The following is a 20,119-nucleotide window of genomic DNA, read 5'->3' as shown; positions in this document are numbered from 1 at the left end:
TACAAAGTGACTTTTACTTCCAATTGCCCCATTTCTATTATGTTGTCCTTTCTTTGTCATTTGTCCTTTGTCCAATACTAATGACCAATGACCAATCACCAATTACCCTAAATTATGCCAACTTACACAGGAATTTCCAGCGAAGCCTTCAGGCATCCACTAGATCGTCAAGCCGAGCAAGCTTTACGAAACTTACCAGGATTTGATTTAATCGCTCGTAAATTTGTGGAATTTATCTACGAACGTCCTCAATTAGTCTATCTAATGGGTAGCACCATCCAAGTTGGGCCGCGTCAATATTCCACTATTTACCAGATATTTCGGGAATGCGTCCGAGATTTGGACATTTACCCAGAACCGACACTCTTTGTCTCGCAAAATCCCCAAGCAAATAGCTATGCGCTGGGGCAAGAGAATCCTTACATAGTCATAAATACAGGGATACTAGACTTACTAGACGAAGCCGAGATTCGGGCGGTGTTAGCCCATGAACTGGGGCATATTAAATGTGGTCATACTATTTTAATTCAAATGGCGATGTGGGCGATGAGTGCTGCTTCTGCCTTGGGAGAATTGACCTTCGGTATCGGTAATTTTGTCTCTCAAGGCTTGATTTACGCCTTTTTTGAGTGGCGGCGCAAAGCCGAGTTATCGTCAGATCGCGCCGCACTACTGGTGATGGATGACTTGAATCCCGTGATGTCTTTGATGATGAAAGTCTCTGGCGGTAGTAACAAATATGCCAATGAATGTAGTTTACAAGAGTTTATCAAGCAGTCAGAAAATTATCAGGCATTGGATGAAGATGGACTGAATCAGGTGTATAAATTCTTGATGTACAGTGGCGCTCAGGGTATGATGTTGAGCCATCCCTTCCCTGTAGAACGCTTGCATTACTTACGGCAATGGGCAGTATCCGAAGAATATCAGCAAATTCGCCGAGGAAATTATCAGCGATCGCCTGCTTCAGGAGCAGTAAATGTTGCAGCCGAATCTTCCGTAAATGAAACAGAAACTTTACGCCGTCAAATTGAAGAATTACAACGGGAAATTGACAGAATGAAAAGGAATGATCCTAATTCGTAATTAAGGAAGAATTACCGAGTAGCATCTCAATTTTGCAAATATACCAGATGAAAAACAAGATTCTTACTCCCTCTCCTTACTCTTGCTCCCTCTCCTTACTAAGGAGAGGGTTGGGGTGAGGTTTTACTTAGATGTAGGTATTTATCAATATGGCAATTCACTTGACAAAATGGCTTTCTGTGTTCGCTAATATTCTTGCCCTTCTTCTCTTCATGCCGGGAATTGCCTTAGCTGCACCCGCTCAACTCCCTACTACTTCTGGTGTCATTTTCGCTCAAACTACTAAAACTGCAAGCCACTCCACCTCGTCGGAGATTAACCTGACTCCTCTACAAAGCCAACAACTTCAAGCTGTGCGTCAGAGAAGAAACAGGGAAATTGAGGTAGTCTTAAATACATCGCAACGTACCCAACTGACTCACAATCTCCGCGCTGGTAAGAACATAAATCAAGCCCTAGAAACACTGAATTTACAACCAGAACAGCAAGAATTGGTAAAGGCGATCGTGCAATTTACGAACTTGAAAATGAAAGCTGTTTCATCTAGGCATTCGCTAAAATCACAGACAAATTGACAATTCACTGAAACAGTGCTGAGTGCTGTTAGCAGTAGCGGGGTAAACGAAACTCACTCCGTGAATTGGAACCCCCTCCCTTTAGGGCTTATCATTACCAACATTTTTAAATCTGACGCTTCGTTGCTAACCCGCCTGGGAATAAATTCCGAGGCTAATAGCTCAAGTCCTCTGAAGAGGACTAAATATTAAGATTTTAAGCGATGTGGATAGGTAAACTCTGTGAAAGGAAAAATTTCAGTCCACTTAAGTGGACTTGAGCTATCAGCCCAGAACTTAAGTTCTGGGCTGGATTGCCTGTCTGTGCGACACCTTGACTATTACGAAAATGTGGGTAATGACAAGCCTTTTAGGGATGGGGTAGTTCAGAATATAACTAATGTATAAGTTCTGTGATGGATCTAGGGAATTTAGCTGAATCAGTGCTAATCATCCAGTATAGTTTTTCATGGGTTTTAAAGCAGCTACAAGGCTGTTACTTTCAACCTTGTTCGACATACCGTAATTCAGCACATCACAGACTCAAAAAATGAAATATCGGGGTTTTCACATTTCTCTAGCGAAAAATTTTCGCCTTCTTTCTAGCAGTCATCTTAGATATACTTTACGCGTGGGAGCCGGACTAACAGCAATGCTTGTTGTTTGTAGTGGGTCAATACTACTACCCAGTGAGGTTAATGCTGGTGCTACTCACCCAGAAAGTATCCCCCCAACTCTCACAGCGCAAGCTCCTGCAACAGCCGCAGTCATTTACGTTAATCCCGCAACTGGTGCAGATAGTGCTGGTGTTGGTACAACGTCAACTGCACCCTACAAAAGCATCAGTTTCGCTCTCAGTCAAGCCCAATCAGGTGCAGTTATTCAATTAGCACCTGGGAACTATAACCAAGAAAGTGGCGAAAGCTTCCCCCTCTTGCTTAAACCTGGGGTTACACTGCGGGGTGATGAATCTACTAAAGGTCAGGCGATATTGATTACAGGTGGAGGTTTCTACACTAGTCGCTCCTTTGCCAGACAGGACATTACCATCCTTGCCGAGCAAGATACCACGATCACCGGGGTCAGCGTTACTAACCCAAATAGCCGAGGTACGGGTGTGTGGGTGGAGTCAACTAATCCCATTATCAAAAACAGTACTTTTACTAACAGTGTCAGAGAGGGCGTTTTTGTTACGGGTACAGGCAATCCCAAAATTGAAAGTAACCTGTTTGTGCAAAACAAAGGCAATGGGATTTCAATTACGAAAGCTTCCCAAGGAGAAATTCGCAATAACTTATTTCAGGATACTGGTTTTGGTTTAGCGATCGGTGGCACTTCCACACCCCTAATTGTGGAAAACCAAATTATCGAAAACCAAGACGGTCTTTTTATCTCAGAGTCAGCGAAGCCCGTATTGCGTAAGAATGTCATTCAGAACAATAAGCGGGATGGTGTAGTCGCAACTGTCAATGCTTTACCCAACCTTGGCACTAACGAAGATCCTGGTGGTAATCTTATTCGCAATAACACTCGTTATGATGTGAACAACGCTACCAAAACTGGTAAAATTCTCGCTGTTGGCAACGATATTAATCAGAAAAAGATTTTTGGCTCAGTAGATTTTGTTGCCGCATCTGTTAACGTACCTCCTGGAGGGACTGGTGCCTTTAAAGATGTGCCAACAAATTACTGGGCAAAAAACTACATCCAAGCTTTAGCCTCGCAAAATATTATTGCTGGCTTTCCTGATGGTAGTTTTAAACCCAATGAACCTGTAACCCGCGCTCAATTCGCCGCTATTGTCACTAAAGCCCTAACATCACCAGCCAAACGCCCAGTCATTAAGTTTAAGGATGTAGCAAGCAATTTCTGGGCTTACGCTGCTATTCAATCTGCTTACCAGAGTCAATTTGTTTCTGGTTATCCTGATGGAACTTTTAAGCCACAGCAGCAAATTTCCAGAGTGCAGGCGTTAGTAGCTTTAGCTAATGGTTTGGGCTTAACTACGAGTAATCAGAATGTCCTTTCCTTTTACACCGATGCTGCCCAGATTCCTAATTATGCGATCGCACCTGTTGCTGCGGCAACTGCACGGCAATTAGTGATCAACTATCCCACAGTGAAGCAACTCAATCCTACTCGTGAAGCGACTAGAGCCGAAGTTGCTGCCTTTGTTTACCAGGCACTGGTCAATGCTGGACGCGCTCAACCAATTCTCTCATCCTATTTGGTAACAGTTCAGTAAATGCCTAGTTAGCAAATTAGAAGCGCCAGACTAATAATTTGTTAGTCTGGCGCTTCCAAATACATTGCTCAGATTTCAAATCAGTTACTTGCGATAAAATTATCCTTAATGGCTATCTGAAGTGAACCATGACTGAGCAATTTGAAAAATGTCTTGAGTGGTGTCTAGTTGCAAATGTTATTTCGGAGCAACCGTTTGGTGAGAACCATGAAATCCAGTATGGGACAAAACATTTCAGTCCAAATACAAAGGTTTACTGTTCTGCTCAAATTTGGGGTGATGGTTACGATAAAATAGTTGTTGTAGGTCGTCATCGTGGCTCATCCAAATTGGTCAGAATGGTTATCGATGAAAAGCGATTAACGAATTGGCGGGCACGATATGTCTATTTACCAAAGCTAAAAGGATCGTTTTATATGCGGCCTTGGAGATCAAAAGAACAGGTAGAAGGATTCGCTAAGAGTATATACCAGTGGCGAGAAGCAAAAAATGCGAGTAAGAAAGGCTTTGAAAAATTCCATCCCAATGAAGTTTTGATTTATGCTCTTATACTTGATAGAGTTGCTGATGTGCAACAAGCAATTGAGCGAGGAGCAGATGTTAACTACTTAAATCATGATGGACTTACACCTCTAACACTTGCTCTCAGTCGAGGCCAGCATTCACTCTTCACTCGCTCGTATTCACCCTTAACTCAGTTTCTCTTAGAGAAAGGTGCTGATATTAAAACCATTAGCTATCAGTTCCTTGAAAATGTAACCCAAAATCCATCGCTGTATCCTAAACCTGTATTCAGGTTAGTTGAGCAAGCAATTGATGAGCTATTTCCACACTCTAAAAAGTTTGATTAACGTTTTTTAAATTGCCCTAGTTTGGGTGTTGTGGCGATAATGTTAACACAGGGTTATCAATGCCCAGTTTAAATTTCAACTGGTGGCATTTGAATCTGGCATCAAGGTAAAAAAATTAACAGCTAAAATTTCTCCCTTCAGGAATTAGGATTTTTACCCGATTGGGAGCGTCGTTCCCGACGCTGTTCCCAGCGCCAGAGGAAGACCATTAAGGCAACGATCGCTACTTGGAGAGCTAAACTAGGCAAAGCACTCTCAACATCCCGCCCAGCAAGCACTTGAAAAAAAAATACGAATGCGCCGAGTGCGCCAGAAGCACCGAAAGCGATGTAGAAAAATTGTCGTAACCCGCGATAAGGAGCGGCTATTTCTGCTTTCAGGCTGGCATATTGTTCAGGGTTAAGCCGATTTTTAGGATTTTGATCTACCATGATTAAATCATGCTATACTCTTAGATTGTGAACGCCGATGTGGCTCAGTGGTAGAGCAGCTGATTCGTAATCAGCAGGCCGTGGGTTCAAATCCCATCATCGGCTTTGATGAAAGTATTGCTCAATAGTAAAGTTTGACATAAATCAATGTACAGTGAAAGGCGAGACGAAGTTGGGCTTTGTCAATAGCAGCAGAACCACGAGTTTTTAAAGACATAACACATCCTTTTTTAATAATTCCTCTTTCAACATAGTGGAGTATCCTTTTGCCTGAGATGGGTAGTTTTGTGGATTTATTTCATTAAAAGTTCAACGAAATAATTACGAGTTTGTCTGTGTTTTTACTCATTTTTTATATCGATTTGTTGTTTGAGAATAAGTGTAATCAGCAACAGTAATGACAAAAGCAATAAATGCATACCCCGAAATAACAAATGAGTACCCCGAAATAACAAATGCGTACTCCGAAATAACAAATGAGTACTCCGAAATAACAAATGAGTACTCCGAAATAACAAATGAGTACTCCGAAATAACAAATGAGTACTCCGAAATAACAATTGCGTACCCCGAAATAACAATTGCGTACCCCGAAATAACAAATGAGTACTCCGAAATAACAAATGCATACCCCGAAATAACAAATGCGTTGGCGTAGCCCAACCCAGGCATCGCCAAATCTATAAATGCGTACGCGGAAATAACAAATGCGTAGGCGTAGCCAGCCGTAAGCATCGCAAAATCGATAAATGCGTTGGTGTAGCCCAACCCAGGCATCGCCGAAATCATAAATGCGTTGGCGTAGCTCAACCCAGGCATCGCCAAAATCACAAACGATAAATTGAAACTGCTACGGGGCGATCGCTTAGAATAAAGACAAGTCATGAAAAAGTCAATTCATTGAGCTTCCGCAGATGCCTTCCTACTTGGTCAATTTACCTGTTGAACTACAGCAAGAGATAGAGCAATGGGCAACTAGCCAAGGAATTTCCCTCGATCATATTTATTTTGTGGGCAGTAGCAGAAAAAGTTGCCTCCCTTCGCCATCAACTGAACGACCCCTCCTTTGCCTTGATTAGCTATCGCATTGGAAGCAGTGGCCAAAAAGTTCCCGTTGTTAGTGGTACAGGAATTCGAGTGCAAACTCTAGCGATTGCTGCTCATCAGTGGGGCTGGTCTTGCGAGCAAATTGTCCAACAGTATGGTATTACTGAAGCTCAGATCAATGACGCATTGGGTTTTTACACTGCCCATCGTACCGAGATTGATGAAGCGATCGCTACAGAACAAGCGATTGAAACTGCTGGTGTCTAAACTCCTCCTGCATTTAGATGCAGACACCTCCATTAAAGCATTGCATACGGCTCTAGTTGCTCGTGGTCATGATGTGACTCGCACTCCCAATGAATGGATGCCAGAAGATGCTAGCGATGAAATGCAACTGCTGAAAGCCACAGATAACGGACGGTGTATTTTTACCTTCAACATCAAAGATTTTTTGTCCTTGGTTATTCAGTATCCGCAGCACAGAGGCATTATTCTAGCGGCACAAAATAGTTGGAATTTGTTCACGCTATTTTGGGTTGATATGCGATCGCTCTTCAAATCAAAGCCTGGATATATCACTCAAACTCAGTTTCGCAGAAAGCTTTTAACAAATCAATACAGTTAGCGATCGCTCCTAAATGAGCAATTTCATATCCATGTGTATTTTGGGTAGGAAATGCCAAACACGCAGCACGCCCAACATGACCAAATTTCATCGCAATAGATGCATCACTACCAAACTGGCTGAGTATCGTTAACTGCACTGGTATATCAAATTGCTTGGCAGATTGGCGCAGTTGTCCATTTAGCCCCTCATCATATATCCCATAAGCATCTTGAGATAAAAGTACAGGACTTTCCCCATCTTTAACAGGATATTCTTTAGATAATGGACAAATTTCTAAAGCAATCAAGGCATCCAAACGCTGATTTTGGGTGAAAAATAGCGCCCCAATTGCCCCCACTTCTTCTTTTGCTGACGCCACTAAATAAACATCAACGGCTGGCTGTTTCAGATTTTCAGCCAAAGCTAACAGAATCGCAACAGAAGCTTTATTATCTAAGGTGTAACTGGCAATATGATCCTTTAATCTAATTGGATGCTTGCGATGCTTACCGATTACCATTCTAGTTCCAGGTCGAATACCAGCTGCTTCTAATTCAGCAGATGTGAGCTTCGTTTCAATCCAGGCATTTTCCCACTTCACAGTAGTATCTTCCTGCTGGACTTTTTGAGGCGATTCGTGGGAAACGTGGCGGGAACCAAAGCTCAGAATACCGCTAATGGTTTCGCTATCTCCCAATAAATCTACAACGCCTTCCCCATAAACCCACGGAAAAGAACCACCGAGTTTGCGGACTTCCACACGACCTTCATCACCGAGACTCTTGACAATTGCGCCAATTTCGTCTTTGTGTGCTGTGATCGCGATCGCTCGGTCTGGACTTTTCCCTGGAATTTTCGCAATAATATTATCGGCGCGATCGCACCATACTTCCACACCCAGCGCCGCAAATCGTTGCATCAACAACTGGTTAATCTCAGTTTCTGCACCACTAGGAGAATGGTGCATCACTAATTATTCAATAATTTCAAATAAGCGATCGTAATCCGACATCACATCAATATAGTTAGGAACGTGGATTAAATAAAATGCAAAACTTTATCCTATCTCACGATCCCTCTCCAATATATCGGAAAGGGATTGAGGGTGAGGTAAGCCAGGGACATAAATTGTATGTTATTTAATTCTTATTCCTGAGTTTAATTTTCAACTGTTGTATGAGACAATTGTGCATCAACAACCCGATTTGCTGACCTTTTTTGTTGACGCTTCAGCACTCCTACCGCACCAAAAGCACCAAGGGCTAAAATTCCTAAGTTAATTCGCAGGTTCGGGGACAGACTTAGCCTCAATCGCCGCCAGTGCAACATCTGCTATCACCTTATGAGCAGAGGTCGTTGGGTGGAAACCGTCCCAGCTGAGAAACTTGTTGTTACCTGGGATACATATATCTAGCCTAGATAGACAAGACTCAGTTACATTTGTAAAACCTAGTGTACTTGCCTGATTAAATAAAGAATAAGTATCAACCGAGATGATGTTAAGATTTGGATTTTGATTCAAATCGCTCACAGTTTTTGCTAAACCCAAGTTAAACTCATTAGTAGATTTGCTAAGGGTTGCAGGGTTGCGATTATCAATTTTCGCTGCTGGTACCTGTCCCAAATCTGGCAAGTTAAACACCAAAATATTTTTCGCGCCGACTCCTACCAGAGTATTCAACGCCAGAGATATATTACTGATTGGCGTGGCCGAGTCTTTAGGGTTAAGAAAAAAGAAATCATTCGCGCCTCCCCATAATGTATAAAGTGCATTTGGATCAGCAGTTTGATTATTTGCTTTCAGAGTTCCAGCAAAACCAAGGACTTGTTTGAGTACTCCCGGTAAATTTGGATTGGGAACGACAGCATTACCTAAACTAGAGCTAGCACCATCGAAAGCGAAGTTTATCCCTTGGGTAGGAATTTGTGTGGGAGAAATAGTAGTGAATAAAGTAGGCTTTAACCCTAGCTGATCTCCGAGATAATCCACCCAGATTGGCCCATCGGAAAAACGTCCATCAAACTAAGGTGGGCTTTGAGGGTATGTTTTACCCGTAGCATTATATATATTGCCTGTATCGGAAAGACTATCACCAAATACATAAAGCTGATCAAAACTCGCAGCCGAGGCTTTGGTCGGTAACATGAAAGAAAATAGAACAAATCCGGCTGCGATCGCTTGTTTTTTCATATTCCTTTTACCTGTGGTATTCCTTAGTACAACATCTCATTAATTCTCTGCGTGCCTCTGCGCTTCCCTCAGCGCCCCTTTGCGTTTAAATTTCAATCCATCAATTCGCCACGATTTTACGCAAAGCTGTACTTACTCTGTTTAAAAGTAATGAAAGGCTGATAATCAGTTACTTATTGAGTTAATTTACGTTGTTTTACTTAACTATCCCTCAAAAATTCATCAAAGACGGATAAAAACGCTGTAAATACTTAGATTTACATTTTCTTGATAAAAAATCGGTATATTACAAAGAAATAGCAAAATTTACATACTAAGGGGTGGTAATTGCCCACTTTTATGCTAACGATGGACTAACCGCGCTTTAATTTCAAAGCCTCAGCAGCCGATACACCCTCACCCTGAGTGCCGAAATACCACAAAGCCATAGCAGCCTCAGCACGAGTTACTGGTTTTTTAGGTTGAAACAGAGTCGTATAACCAAATACCCGCCGAATATTCGATTGTTCGCTATTCTGATAATCAGCCAAGATTGCTCTTAAAGCCTTGGGGTCAATTCGCGCTGCATCTTGGAAACCCCAGGTTTGTTTGACAGCATCTAAGTTAGCAGATGGTAAAGCTTGGCGAGTATCTAAGGGTAATTTCCACAGCAGCAACTGTTCCCGCGTTAGTGGTGCATCAGGACGAAACAAAACTGCTGTAGAATCTCCAGACAAGGGACTGGGAATTAACCCAGCTTCGGCTAATCCCTGAATTGCTGGAAAATCAGGGTCTTTTGCCGACACATCACTAAAAATTGGTTGAGTACTTTCTGATGCCAAGCGAATTTGTTTAGCGGGATTGCTGGCATAGATAGCATTATTAGCAGCAATTAGCCAACGAGCATATTCCCGATGTGTAACAATTTTACTGGGTTCAAACTGGTTAGTTGTGGTAGTAGAGTTGCTCTTAGTTGCCTTTGGTTCTAGAGACAAAACACCTAATGCAGCCAAGTCTTGGATATGTTGCCGCCATTCTTGCGGTGCCTTATTCAGATCATTGAATGCCTGAGATTCGGCTGTGGCTGTAGGAGTTGTTTGGTTATTAGCCGTGCTTGGTGGCTGGGAAGCCAAATTTGCAGGTGGTGCCGGGCCAATGAACTGTGGATTACTTGGTTGAGGAACGGCGTTATTAGTTTCGCTAGGATTTGTAGTTGGGGTAGGTTGTACCGTTACAGTACTATTCGGTACGTACTCAATCAATAATTCAGTGGCTGTTTGGGGTTGATTGGGTGTGGCGTTAGTAACTGATTTAGGCTGAATGGAAACTTTTAACAGCAAATCGTTACGACGTGCCTCAAATGCACCTGCCGCATCATCTGTTGGCTGTTGCAAAATCTGCCAGTTATTTGTTTGAAACTGGCTGTGATAAAAGCTAGCAATAAAGTTGCTGGGATCAGAACTCAACCAACGAGTTGAGATTCTGTTTTCTGAGCCGCTAGCAGGTGTAACTTCCTGGAGTTTGGCGTTGGAATATAGTGGGATATCTTTAGGAAAATCAGCTGGTAACTTAATTGTTGATTCGTTTGGCTGTGCTTGCGGTTGGTTAACCTGAGATTCTCCAAAGACAGCTGGATTGTTTTGCAGCTTAGGATCTGCCGCCAAAGATTGCTCAAGGTTTTTGGCGACTGGACTGTTAGCACAGGCTGTTAACGAGGTGAGTAGAACAGCCCAAATTAGAAATACAGCTGGACGTTTACAGGGAAGCACAGGAAATCACAAATTGAGTTTCAATTCCTACCCTAGCGCAGACTGTTCATTAAATGGGAATCCGAATAGGGGATTAGGCATTGCTCTGCTCCAATCCCCTACTTCCCTGCTGTTCTTCCTATTGATGAAGATGATGATATCTCAAAAAATTAGTAAACGGTAGCAAAAAGCTACCGTGTTGTCTTTGTTTTACAGCCATTAGGTTTTGTTCCCATGCTTATTTATAGAATTCCCTAAAATTCTGGCAAACTAACATTTTCGGAAAAAAAATATAAACAAATCTGGAATGCTTACTAGATAAGAGTTTTCTGATCTTGGTGCTGTCTTTAGTTGTGAGATCAGGGTTAGAGCCACCCACTAGGAACTGAGCAAAATTAATCTGGCAGACTACTAGATCGTGAATCAATTTTTCAGATAGTTCTCGAAATATTCAATTACCAGAGCGGATAAATGATTGAAAACTCGCCAAAGAACAGTTTAGTTACCAAAAGCTTTAATCTCCTTGCAGATGCACTATTAGTCAGGCGATGCCTAGCTTGGGCAAAGCCTACGCCAACCTACTCAAGTGATAGACTAGGACTAAAGCCCCCCTTAGCCTCACCCAAGGGGGGCATCTCTAACGTTGGCTTACAATCGATTCTGGAAATTATTCATCTAACGATGGTAAGCTTAGTAAGGCAATAGCTGGAAAATGCCAGTTTTAAGCAATTCCAGGAACTTGGCGACTGGGGTTATATGCAAAGCAATCAAGTATTGCAGCAGTTTCCCTAGTATCTGTTATCTATGGCTGTTTCCCAATCATTAGTAGGATTGGGTAGAGACAAAAAAGACACTTCATCGGATGCACTGGCGGTTGAGAAAACCCTCTACAAACTTGGTCTGAACAGTTAACAGCTTCCTGATAGATTAGATACAATTAGGGTTTGCGTTTGATTGGGCGATCGCTTGTTCAAAGCTATCACTCGGATTGACATGGTGCTGCACTAGCCGATTTGACATAGTATTAAACCTTTGATCTGCTGGCTCTGACGAAAATTTTGATTCAGGGCAATTAAGACTTATATTCAAGGGGCTTGGGTGTTTCTTGGAGATGAAGTTAGCCAAAAGGGGCAAAAGGCAGCAAAAAGATATGTCTGATGTCAAAAACGCCGATCTGATAGAAGTATGAAAATCTAAAATAGATATTAAGAAGAAGAAACAACGACCATCGACAACCGCCAGTCCATTTTACTTTCTGTAAAGCGTCACCGGGTTGTTACGAGTGCTGAAACACGATTACATGCAAGTTTCCCAGGATCAGCCTATTTATTCTGAGGCTCCACTCCAGCTGTTACTGTTTGTCGATGGACACCCCAAGTCTCGACAACAGGTGCAGCGAATACGTGCTTATTTAAAAGAATTGCAGACTGAGTATAGTTTTGAACTTCAAATTATCGATATTGGACAACAACCTTACTTAGCAGAACATTTTAAATTGCTCGCAACGCCAGCTTTAATCAAAATCCATCCTGAACCACGACAGATTTTAGCTGGGAGTAATATCATAACGCAATTGAAAAACTGGTGGCCTCGCTGGCAAGCTGCTGTGGAAACCTACTTAAAATTACAGTCAGACTTACAAGAACGTATAGAGGACAATGCTAGAGTGACATTACCCAAATCCACTATCCGTTCAGTTGCTGTTTCTGCGGAACTAATCCGACTCTCAGACGAAATTTTTCAGTTGAAGCAGGAAAAAGATCACCTCCAAGAGCAGCTACATTTTAAAGATCGGGTGATTGCGATGCTGGCACACGATCTCCGTAATCCGCTAACTGCTGCCGCGATCGCCATAGAAACTCTCCAATCTAACTACAATTTAGAGACAGGGAAATTCCAGCGCCTCAAACCATCCTTGACGGCACATTTATTAAGACAAGCCCGTAATCAAACTAAGATCATTGATCGGATGATTGCCGACCTTTTAGAGGTAGGTCGTGGCAAAGATACAGAGCTGCCAATTATACCACAAAAAGTACAGCTAGGTAAACTGTGCTTAGATGTACTAGAAGAATTGGGCGATCGCTACACCGCCAAAGCCCAAGAGATAGAAACGGATATTCCCAATGATTTACCTTATGTATATGCTGACCCAGAACGCATCCGCCAAGTGCTAATGAATCTGTTGGATAATGCCATAAAATACACCCCAAAAGGTGGTAAGATTAGCATGGCCGGATTGCACCGCACTACCCAAAAAGTTCAGTTTAGTATTGGTGATACTGGACCTGGTATTCCTGTAGAGAATCGCGATCGCATCTTTGAAAATCACTTCCGCCTGCAACGGGATGAAGGTACAGAAGGTTACGGCATTGGTCTTTGTTTATGCCGATGCATCATCCTGGCACATTATGGCCAAATTTGGGTAGACTCTGCCCCCAATAATGGAGCATGGTTTCACTTCACATTGCCAGTTTATCCTTCTTAGGGATTGATGATTCACAAATGACAAATGACAAATGACAATTAAGAACTTGAGACAAAGCGATCGCGTCCCCCGTTTTTTGCTTGGTAGAGTGCTTTATCTGCCAGCACAATCAAATCTGAAGGTGAGGATTCCCAAGTGGGGACAACAGTTGCAATGCCCATACTGAGGGTGAGATACTGACTCACCGCAGAACCTTCATGAACAATTTGCAAATCTTTGATTCCCGCTTGTATCGCTGCGGCAACGTGAACTGCGCCAGATGCAGGGGTGTATGGCATAATCACAGCAAATTCTTCGCCACCATAACGCGCTACTAAATCCTGATGTTTTTGTGCCTTAAGACCTAAGAGAGTGCCCACCTTTTGTAAACAGATATCCCCAGCAGGGTGGCCATATTTATCGTTATAAAATTTAAAAAAGTCGATATCACATAAAATCATTGACAAGGGAGATTCGTCTTGTATGAGATTAATCCACTGAGTATGCAGATAATTGTCAAAGTGGCGACGATTTGCCAACTCAGTTAAGCCATCTACATAGGCAAGGTGAAGCAAAGCTTGGTTTGTTGCCTCTAATTGTTTGTAAAGTTGCGCTTCCTTTAGCAGTCCCCGCAACCGATGGCGCAATACAGCGAAGTTAATTGGCTTAGTGACGTAATCAGTCGCCCCTGCTGCAAAAGCAAGGTTTACAGATTCCTCGTCGTCCAAGCATGTGATTATCAATATGGGAGTGCGATCCCACATGGGGATGATAGTATTGTTAAGGATCGAGTCAGTATAAAAGGTTGCAACATCTGATATTCTTTTATTCCTGGCAATCTGGAGCAAGTGCTTACAGCAGGTAAAGCCATCCATCACAGGCATTACAGCATCTAGTAAAACTATATCAGGTTTGATAGTCTCGTAAGCATCTAAACATTGTTTACCATCATTAACCTCGACCACTCGATAACCTTCTTGTTCCATAGCTTTACGCAACAAGACTCGGGTGCTTTTCTCGTCATCAACCACTAGAATCAGTGGTGGTTGCTTAGAATCAGTAAATTGGCTTATGCCTGACATGAGTTGCCTTCTAGTTGCGGGACTATCTTGAAAAAGGCTGTGTAACTCAATCGCATGGGGGCGATCGCTCTTTTCATCAATGCCAGAATTTGCGGCAATGGTGGATCTGGCTTCACAATCAACTATTTTTTGACAATAGACTGCTGAATGTTAGTGAGCCAAGCAAGCGGTGGATAACTAAGTTGCATAGACAATCTATAATTGGAACACGAACGCAATTGTTACCTTTTTGTTCAACTATGGTTATGAGAGGAAGCATTGCTTTTATATTTCCCCATTGTTCAAGTTAAATTGCAATTTTTAAAAAAATTGTAAATGCATACCTTAATTATTTAGTTTTGGAGTTAGTTTTTAAACCTCTTGAGACAGGGCAAAGCAATTGCCAAAGTGCGCTCAGAAGATAGCTAATATTAATGTCATTTGACTTAAATTTATTATTTTGAACAACTAAATCCTATAGTTACTTCACAGACAGCACATAAAACCATCACCTTTTTGGCTACGCAAACAATCAGAAGTTCTTACAAAAAAATCAAACCCTATTTAGATTCACGAAAACTTTAAAATGCCAGACCCCTTAATGTACCAGCAAGATCACTTTGTTGTTCTAGAAACAAATCAACCAGAACAATTTCTGACACCATCAGAGTTATTAGAAAAGCTCAAAAAAACTCTCCAACAAGTCCCAATTGAAGATTTATCACCTGACTTGCAAAAGTTTGATGCTGTGGAAGCTCAAGCACAATATTTACTCGACACCAGCTGCAAATTAGATATTGCTCCTGGGCAATATTTACAGTGGTATGCAGTTCGTTTAGAAAAGTAACTTTTTAGTCAGTGGTTAAGAGGAAAATGTGTTAACTCGGCGATTAGTTAAAAGTCTGTTACACAACTAAAAGCAATGGGTAGTTTACCATACTCAGGGCTGTTAGCGGATAGCTAAAGCTAAGGTTTAGCCCGTGCTGAGTGAATTAAGAAGTACTCAGTTCAGATGAAAGGATGCCTACAAGCACTCGTATCAAATCTTCTAAACCTTCAGGAACACGGTAAAGTTTAATATCTTCTGCAACCCGCTTATCTTTTCTATGAAGAGTACCAAATTTCCAGTCATCTCCATTGGTAACTGCTCCATATAAAATAGCTTTCTCATGATCTAGGAACTGATCAAGAGCGATTAATTCTACTGCTAGCTGTATAAACCCTCTTCTGATATCTGATTGTTTTGCTTCAATCACCAATAGGGAGTTAGATTTATGTAAGTAATAATCAAAAGTACCTTTGAGTTGTTCATTAACATTAATCGGATACTCACTATATAGTTAAGCCTTTGTATGAGCGCATATTTCAGCAAGGATAGGTGCAATTAAAAATTCCCGTATTGATATCTCAGGGATTGGGTTAAAAAGCTTGATATTGCGCTGCAAATAATTTTGTAAAAATTCTAAATAGCTCAGTTCAGGCAAATATCTTGGTAATTCTAGCTCTGTGCGATCGTAGCTGTACTCAAACTCAGCCAGTATGTCTATTGTTGGGTTGGGCAACAAAAAGTATTCACTAAAAGTGTAACTTTGCTCCGGTTTTAAAATTCTATACTTGCTCATGGTTTTTATTGTCTATGAACCACACCGGAGATATTATGGCCGAATAATTATTAATTCATAATTAAAGAATGGGTACAGAGCCAATACTGAATTAAAGCCGAGGCTTTAATTCAGTGGTCTTAAATCAGTGGAGAGTTCAGGAGCTAACACTGATTTAAATTATGAATTATCAATTATAAATTATATTGACTCTTTTTGAGTATTAATCAGTGCTAGCTCAACTGTATTTTCAGATGGCTGCGTTATTTCAACTTCCAATCCAGGTCCAAAATAGTTGGTCATTTTTTCCTGCTTTTTTTGCCACACATCAATTGGTATTAGCGGCGAATCAAATTCTAAAATTAGGGCATAGCTGCCATTAACTTCTGTTTCTCGCAACCCTGTGACTGTTGGCCGTTCCTGGTCTGTGGGACTCAAACCTAGAAAAGAAAGTGTTGTATCTAGATGAGCATCTTGACCGTAGCAATATCGGGTGATGTCTTTGCGAATTTTATTTTGAGTCTCAGTTGCTTGCTGCTGGCGCAGTATCAATGCTGACGGTGACGTAGTTTCGCTAAATGGTACTGGCTTAAGTTCATTAGCTTTCAGCGCCAGCCCTCCCAACAATAGAGGAATCCCGTAAAAAAATCCGACAAGATTGAGTGTGGGATTATTAGCAGCATAGGCGACAAAGCCAATGATGGTTAAGATGCCGCCGATAGTTAAACCGATTGTTCCCAAAGAGATTTGGCGTAGCATGAGCTTAAATTAGTATAAATTATTAATACCTCAGTTTTATCATCGGCTATGACTAACAAATTATGGAAGAATATTAACTTAAGTCAGTAAGTGGTGGTATAAACAAACCAAATACTTAGATACCCGACTTCTCTAAGAAGTCGGGTATCTATCTCCTGAGCGTTTGATATTTAATTAGGTTGAGCTACTTAGTGCCCCAGAATGTTGGATTTTGAGTTAACTTTAAATTTAGAGGTAGTTAAAGATGGGAAAAAATAATGGATATACAGACTATAAAAGAACGAATTGTCGCAGTTCAAAGTAAACGCGAGTACCTATTAAGTCTACTGGAAGAACCAAACCTGGGAACTTTGAGAGTTGACGTAAATCAGGCTTTGGAAGAACTGGATGAATTAATTGATGAATTTAGACGCACCATTCCGGTAGCGTAGAAATTATCAAAAATTGCGTCGGTTTAACCGTCAACTTTAGGGTGTACCGACGCTCCTCAGTACTATCACGTCCTCAAATCCCCAGAATTGAACTAAGCCTGAGTTGGCGAAGCAACATACCTGGATCATTTATCCTGCAACTGGTGCATTTCCTGTACGCTGACCTAACTGCCTAACTAAGGCAATAAGTTCAGTTGTAGGTATATCTTTCTTACAAACGTCATCAAAGCTAGACATTGCCTTTGTACCCTGAAAATTTACGTCTTCCACTGAGGAGTAAGCAAGAATCTGGGTGTTCGGAGATATAGCTTTAATGTGACTAGACGCACTCCAACCATCCATGACTGGCATTTGTAAATCTAGAACAATTACGTCAGGATGGCAACGTTTAACCATTTCTATAGCTTCTTCACCATTACTAGCTAAACCTACTACTTGAATATTTTTCTGGCAAGAAAAAACCAATTGTAAGGTTAAACGAGTCAGTTCGTGGTCATCAACTACTAGAACACGCAAGGTAGAAAGCTCACAGGATAACATTAACATTGAGGGGAAAGAGGAAATTATTCAAAATAACCTCTCTAGTTTATGAGAACAAGTGCCAGCACTGACTCTATCCTATGGTTGAATAAGTTGTCTGAACCCATGACAAACAACTTAGGAATAAGAATTAAATAACATACAATTTATGTCCCTGGCTTACCTCACCCTCAATCCCTCTCCGATATATTGGAGAGGGATCGTGAGACAGGATGAAGTTTTGCATTTTATTTAATCCACGTTCTTTTAGATAACTTCTCAAAAATTCAAGTTTTCTAATAAAACTAAGTTGAGCTAGTTGTCAAGGTAGAAATAACTTATTTTTTAATCTATCAGGTTTGAAGCTACACCAGTTGAGCGTAATGCCATATTCATGAGAATTTTTTGTGAATTAGCTTCTGGAGAATCATCATAGGGACGGCGTTGAATGTAAGTGCCATCGGCTTGTAATTCCCAAGCTTGGCGATTATCTGCGAGCATAATTCCCATGATTTCTTGCAAATCTTTAGCAATATCCGGGTCTTTAACTGGGGTAATTACTTCCACTCGGCGATCTAGGTTGCGGCGCATCCAGTCGGCACTGCCGATATAGATTTCCTCCTGTGTGTTGTTATGAAAATAAAAAATGCGAGAGTGTTCTAAAAAGCGACCGATAATGCTGATTATACGAATGTTTTCACTAATGTCTTTGAGTCCTGGACGCAAACAGCAAACGCCCCTGATAATTAAGTCGATTTGCACTCCGGCGCGGGAAGCTTCATATAAAGTGGCGATAATTTCCGGATCGACTAGGGCATTCATTTTGGCAACAATGCGTCCAGAAAATTCATTTTTAACATTTTCGATTTCGCGGTGAATTAGTGCTAAAAAGCGATCGCGCATATTCACAGGCGCAACCAGCAACTCTCGATAAGATTTTTGCAGGGAGTATCCTGTTAAGAAATTAAATAAATCTGTGACATCAGCACCCAATTCTTCACGGCAACTGAACAATCCTAAATCTGTATACAGCCGTGCCGTTTTGGGGTTATAGTTACCAGTGCCAATATGCACGTAGCGACGTATCCGGTCTTTTTCGCGCCGTACCACCATCAGGGTTTTACTATGGGTTTTCAGCCCTACTAGACCATAGACAACATGAACTCCAACTCTTTCTAGTCGTTTTGCCCAGTAAATATTATTCTCTTCATCAAATCGCGCCTTTAATTCCACCAGTACAGATACCTGCTTACCATTTTCGGCGGCGGCAATTAAGGCGTTAACAATGGGCGAGTCACCAGAAGTCCGGTAAAGAGTCATCTTGATGGCTAACACATTCGAGTCATAGGCGGCATGGGTAATAAAGCGCACTACTGTTTCCGAAAAGGATTGATAAGGATGGTGTACTAGCAAATCCTTTTCCCGAATTACAGCGAAAAAGTCTTTTCCTTCGTCCGTCTCTACGACATCTGGGTTTAAATTCGGTTCCTTGAGTCGTTGCAGACGTAATGGTACAACAGATTGGCGTGGTGGATCTTTGAGTTCCGGTAGTGGCAAGGACATAAAGTACATTAAATCCCGCAGTCCCAAAAGACCGTCTACTTCGTAGATATCAGTTTCTGTTAATTCCAAATCTTGCAATAAGCGCGATCGCACTATTTCAGGAGTTTGAGATTGAATTTCTAGCCGGACTGGACTCCCACCCAGGCGCCGTTTTCGCAGTTCCTGTTCGATCGCTAATAACAAATCATCTGCGTCATCTTCTTCTAATATTAAATCGGCATCACGGGTAATGCGGAACGGATGATATTCTTGAATGTTCATCCCTGGAAATAGAGATTCCAAGTTATGAGCGATCGCTTGTTCTAAAGGTACTCCAGTCCAATGGGCAGGTTTTCCCTCGTCCACAGTTCCCAACTCAGGCGGTATCGGCAAAAATCGTGGTAGAACACTGGGGACTTTAACTCTGGCAAAGAATTCTTCTTCGGTGTCTGGGTTCTTGACGACAACAGCCAGATTCAGACTGAGATTAGAAATAAAAGGAAAGGGATGACTGGGATCAACAGCTAGGGGAGTCAAAACTGGAAAGACTTGTTCTTCAAAATAACTGTTGAGATGAGTCCGTTGTTTTTGATTTAAATCTATGTAATCCAGGATATGGATGCCATGATTTGCTAATAAGGGTCGAAGTACTTGCTCAAAATGTTGGTGCTGTTTCTTAACCTGGGGACTGAGGCTAGACTGAATATCGTCTAGCTGTTGTTGTGGCGTGCGACCATCGGGAGTTAATAGGCTGACTTTCGCCTCTACTTGTTGCTTTAAACCAGCAACCCGCACCATGAAAAACTCATCCAAATTAGAACAGAAGATTGCTAAAAACTTGAGGCGTTCCAGAAGGGGTGTGCGATCGTCACAGGCTTCATGTAACACCCTGCTATTAAATTCTAACCAGCTTAACTCTCGGTTAAGATAATATTGTGGATCGCTGAGATTGATGGGAGTAGCGCTTTTCTTAGATTTTGCCATAATGACCTAAAAGCAG

At 41.6% G+C, this 20,119-nt stretch carries 23 protein-coding genes and 1 tRNA gene; 11 read left to right on the top strand and 13 right to left on the bottom strand.

Annotated features, from left to right (window positions below):
* Window positions 1-114 precede the first annotated feature (114 nt).
* From V7K31_RS01445 to V7K31_RS01425, 5 genes are all read left to right on the top strand, one after another.
* Window positions 115-1,086 carry a M48 family metallopeptidase gene (locus tag V7K31_RS01445; protein ID WP_335092148.1) on the top strand — a complete coding sequence of 324 codons (972 nt, stop codon included), beginning with the start codon at window positions 115-117 and terminating at the stop codon, window positions 1,084-1,086.
* A gap of 149 nt (window positions 1,087-1,235) precedes the next feature.
* The gene (locus V7K31_RS01440) at window positions 1,236-1,661 is read left to right on the top strand and encodes a hypothetical protein (protein ID WP_335092146.1); all 426 of its coding nucleotides are present in this window, start codon (window positions 1,236-1,238) and stop codon (window positions 1,659-1,661) included.
* A gap of 222 nt (window positions 1,662-1,883) precedes the next feature.
* Complete coding sequence (locus V7K31_RS01435) at window positions 1,884-2,048, top strand: hypothetical protein (protein WP_335092145.1); 165 nt, start codon at window positions 1,884-1,886, stop codon at window positions 2,046-2,048.
* Between the two features lie 142 nt (window positions 2,049-2,190).
* Window positions 2,191-3,885: a DUF1565 domain-containing protein gene (locus V7K31_RS01430; RefSeq protein ID WP_335092144.1), complete on the top strand. Its 1,695-nt coding sequence runs from the start codon at window positions 2,191-2,193 to the stop codon at window positions 3,883-3,885.
* A 128-nt stretch (window positions 3,886-4,013) separates the two neighbouring features.
* Window positions 4,014-4,736 (top strand): ankyrin repeat domain-containing protein, encoded by a 723-nt coding sequence (locus tag V7K31_RS01425; protein ID WP_335092142.1) that lies wholly within the window; start codon window positions 4,014-4,016, stop codon window positions 4,734-4,736.
* Window positions 4,737-4,873: 137 nt separating this feature from the next.
* Here the strand turns inward: V7K31_RS01425 and V7K31_RS01420 are convergent, their stop codons facing one another.
* Window positions 4,874-5,167, bottom strand: a complete 294-nt coding sequence (locus tag V7K31_RS01420; RefSeq protein WP_335092140.1) for a DUF3493 domain-containing protein — start codon at window positions 5,165-5,167, stop codon at window positions 4,874-4,876.
* A gap of 33 nt (window positions 5,168-5,200) precedes the next feature.
* Between V7K31_RS01420 and V7K31_RS01415 the strand changes: the two genes are divergently transcribed.
* Window positions 5,201-5,272, top strand: a tRNA-Thr gene (locus V7K31_RS01415).
* Between the two features lie 240 nt (window positions 5,273-5,512).
* Here V7K31_RS01415 and V7K31_RS01410 read toward each other — a convergent pair.
* Entirely contained in the window at window positions 5,513-5,998 is a 486-nt protein-coding gene (locus tag V7K31_RS01410; RefSeq protein ID WP_335092139.1) for a hypothetical protein, read from the bottom strand.
* 177 nt (window positions 5,999-6,175) lie between these two features.
* Between V7K31_RS01410 and V7K31_RS01405 the strand changes: the two genes are divergently transcribed.
* A complete protein-coding gene (locus tag V7K31_RS01405) occupies window positions 6,176-6,481 on the top strand; it encodes a DUF433 domain-containing protein (RefSeq protein ID WP_335092138.1) in 306 nt (101 codons plus the stop codon).
* On the top strand, window positions 6,393-6,839 hold the full coding sequence (locus V7K31_RS01400) for a DUF5615 family PIN-like protein (RefSeq protein ID WP_335092137.1): 447 nt from the start codon (window positions 6,393-6,395) through the stop codon (window positions 6,837-6,839). Before V7K31_RS01405 ends, V7K31_RS01400 begins: the two co-directional genes overlap by 89 nt.
* Here V7K31_RS01400 and V7K31_RS01395 read toward each other — a convergent pair.
* From V7K31_RS01395 to V7K31_RS01380, 4 genes are all read right to left on the bottom strand, one after another.
* Window positions 6,790-7,788 (bottom strand): M42 family metallopeptidase, encoded by a 999-nt coding sequence (locus V7K31_RS01395; RefSeq protein ID WP_335092136.1) that lies wholly within the window; start codon window positions 7,786-7,788, stop codon window positions 6,790-6,792. The two genes, V7K31_RS01400 and V7K31_RS01395, sit on opposite strands and share 50 nt — an antisense overlap.
* Before the next feature lie 309 nt (window positions 7,789-8,097).
* Window positions 8,098-8,811, bottom strand: coding sequence for an SGNH/GDSL hydrolase family protein (locus tag V7K31_RS01390; protein WP_335092135.1), 714 nt, complete (start codon window positions 8,809-8,811; stop codon window positions 8,098-8,100).
* Window positions 8,812-8,844: 33 nt separating this feature from the next.
* Complete coding sequence (locus V7K31_RS01385) at window positions 8,845-9,012, bottom strand: hypothetical protein (protein ID WP_335092134.1); 168 nt, start codon at window positions 9,010-9,012, stop codon at window positions 8,845-8,847.
* Between the two features lie 353 nt (window positions 9,013-9,365).
* The gene (locus tag V7K31_RS01380; RefSeq protein WP_335092133.1) at window positions 9,366-10,760 is read right to left on the bottom strand and encodes an S-layer homology domain-containing protein; all 1,395 of its coding nucleotides are present in this window, start codon (window positions 10,758-10,760) and stop codon (window positions 9,366-9,368) included.
* 1,261 nt (window positions 10,761-12,021) lie between these two features.
* Between V7K31_RS01380 and V7K31_RS01375 the strand changes: the two genes are divergently transcribed.
* Entirely contained in the window at window positions 12,022-13,227 is a 1,206-nt protein-coding gene (locus tag V7K31_RS01375; protein WP_335092132.1) for a histidine kinase, read from the top strand.
* Window positions 13,228-13,265: 38 nt separating this feature from the next.
* Here V7K31_RS01375 and V7K31_RS01370 read toward each other — a convergent pair whose 3' ends face one another.
* Both V7K31_RS01370 and V7K31_RS01365 read right to left on the bottom strand, forming a co-directional pair.
* Window positions 13,266-14,288: a PleD family two-component system response regulator gene (locus V7K31_RS01370; RefSeq protein ID WP_335092131.1), complete on the bottom strand. Its 1,023-nt coding sequence runs from the start codon at window positions 14,286-14,288 to the stop codon at window positions 13,266-13,268.
* A complete protein-coding gene (locus V7K31_RS01365) occupies window positions 14,276-14,404 on the bottom strand; it encodes a hypothetical protein (protein ID WP_335092130.1) in 129 nt (42 codons plus the stop codon). Before V7K31_RS01365 ends, V7K31_RS01370 begins: the two co-directional genes overlap by 13 nt.
* Before the next feature lie 449 nt (window positions 14,405-14,853).
* Here V7K31_RS01365 and V7K31_RS01360 point away from each other — a divergent pair, with 449 nt between their 5' ends.
* Window positions 14,854-15,114, top strand: coding sequence for a chlororespiratory reduction protein 7 (locus V7K31_RS01360; RefSeq protein ID WP_335092129.1), 261 nt, complete (start codon window positions 14,854-14,856; stop codon window positions 15,112-15,114).
* Window positions 15,115-15,259: 145 nt separating this feature from the next.
* Here the strand turns inward: V7K31_RS01360 and V7K31_RS01355 are convergent, their stop codons facing one another.
* The 3 genes from V7K31_RS01355 to V7K31_RS01345 all read right to left on the bottom strand — a co-directional run bounded on the left by V7K31_RS01355 (window position 15,260) and on the right by V7K31_RS01345 (window position 16,627).
* The gene (locus V7K31_RS01355) at window positions 15,260-15,523 is read right to left on the bottom strand and encodes a hypothetical protein (protein ID WP_335092128.1); all 264 of its coding nucleotides are present in this window, start codon (window positions 15,521-15,523) and stop codon (window positions 15,260-15,262) included.
* A gap of 84 nt (window positions 15,524-15,607) precedes the next feature.
* On the bottom strand, window positions 15,608-15,889 hold the full coding sequence (locus V7K31_RS01350) for a hypothetical protein (RefSeq protein WP_335092127.1): 282 nt from the start codon (window positions 15,887-15,889) through the stop codon (window positions 15,608-15,610).
* A 180-nt stretch (window positions 15,890-16,069) separates the two neighbouring features.
* A complete protein-coding gene (locus V7K31_RS01345; RefSeq protein ID WP_335092126.1) occupies window positions 16,070-16,627 on the bottom strand; it encodes a DUF2854 domain-containing protein in 558 nt (185 codons plus the stop codon).
* A 257-nt stretch (window positions 16,628-16,884) separates the two neighbouring features.
* Between V7K31_RS01345 and V7K31_RS01340 the strand changes: the two genes are divergently transcribed.
* Window positions 16,885-17,058 (top strand): hypothetical protein, encoded by a 174-nt coding sequence (locus V7K31_RS01340; RefSeq protein ID WP_335092124.1) that lies wholly within the window; start codon window positions 16,885-16,887, stop codon window positions 17,056-17,058.
* A gap of 129 nt (window positions 17,059-17,187) precedes the next feature.
* Here V7K31_RS01340 and V7K31_RS01335 read toward each other — a convergent pair whose 3' ends face one another.
* Window positions 17,188-17,604: a response regulator gene (locus V7K31_RS01335; protein WP_335092122.1), complete on the bottom strand. Its 417-nt coding sequence runs from the start codon at window positions 17,602-17,604 to the stop codon at window positions 17,188-17,190.
* Window positions 17,605-17,922: 318 nt separating this feature from the next.
* On the bottom strand, window positions 17,923-20,103 hold the full coding sequence (gene ppk1, locus V7K31_RS01330; protein WP_335092120.1) for a polyphosphate kinase 1: 2,181 nt from the start codon (window positions 20,101-20,103) through the stop codon (window positions 17,923-17,925).
* Between the last annotated feature and the right edge of the window lie 16 nt (window positions 20,104-20,119).

Origin of the sequence: Nostoc sp., assembly GCF_036917675.1 — a bacterium.
GTDB lineage: Bacteria > Cyanobacteriota > Cyanobacteriia > Cyanobacteriales > Nostocaceae > Nostoc.
This window is presented reverse-complemented; position numbering and strand designations above follow the sequence as displayed.

Excerpts from the sequence above, each read along its gene's own strand:
- V7K31_RS01335 (WP_335092122.1), bottom strand. The coding sequence starts at position 17,604 with ATGTTAATGTTATCCTGTGAGCTTTCTACCTTGCGTGTTCTAGTAGTT.
- V7K31_RS01360 (WP_335092129.1), top strand. The coding sequence starts at position 14,854 with ATGCCAGACCCCTTAATGTACCAGCAAGATCACTTTGTTGTTCTAGAA.
- V7K31_RS01395 (WP_335092136.1), bottom strand. The coding sequence starts at position 7,788 with ATGCACCATTCTCCTAGTGGTGCAGAAACTGAGATTAACCAGTTGTTG.
- V7K31_RS01340 (WP_335092124.1), top strand. The coding sequence starts at position 16,885 with ATGGATATACAGACTATAAAAGAACGAATTGTCGCAGTTCAAAGTAAA.
- V7K31_RS01345 (WP_335092126.1), bottom strand. The coding sequence starts at position 16,627 with ATGCTACGCCAAATCTCTTTGGGAACAATCGGTTTAACTATCGGCGGC.
- V7K31_RS01350 (WP_335092127.1), bottom strand. The coding sequence starts at position 15,889 with ATGAGCAAGTATAGAATTTTAAAACCGGAGCAAAGTTACACTTTTAGT.
- V7K31_RS01440 (WP_335092146.1), top strand. The coding sequence starts at position 1,236 with ATGGCAATTCACTTGACAAAATGGCTTTCTGTGTTCGCTAATATTCTT.
- V7K31_RS01445 (WP_335092148.1), top strand. The coding sequence starts at position 115 with ATGCCAACTTACACAGGAATTTCCAGCGAAGCCTTCAGGCATCCACTA.
- ppk1 (WP_335092120.1), bottom strand. The coding sequence starts at position 20,103 with ATGGCAAAATCTAAGAAAAGCGCTACTCCCATCAATCTCAGCGATCCA.
- V7K31_RS01430 (WP_335092144.1), top strand. The coding sequence starts at position 2,191 with ATGAAATATCGGGGTTTTCACATTTCTCTAGCGAAAAATTTTCGCCTT.
- V7K31_RS01385 (WP_335092134.1), bottom strand. The coding sequence starts at position 9,012 with ATGAAAAAACAAGCGATCGCAGCCGGATTTGTTCTATTTTCTTTCATG.
- V7K31_RS01400 (WP_335092137.1), top strand. The coding sequence starts at position 6,393 with ATGACGCATTGGGTTTTTACACTGCCCATCGTACCGAGATTGATGAAG.
- V7K31_RS01425 (WP_335092142.1), top strand. The coding sequence starts at position 4,014 with ATGACTGAGCAATTTGAAAAATGTCTTGAGTGGTGTCTAGTTGCAAAT.
- V7K31_RS01370 (WP_335092131.1), bottom strand. The coding sequence starts at position 14,288 with ATGTCAGGCATAAGCCAATTTACTGATTCTAAGCAACCACCACTGATT.
- V7K31_RS01420 (WP_335092140.1), bottom strand. The coding sequence starts at position 5,167 with ATGGTAGATCAAAATCCTAAAAATCGGCTTAACCCTGAACAATATGCC.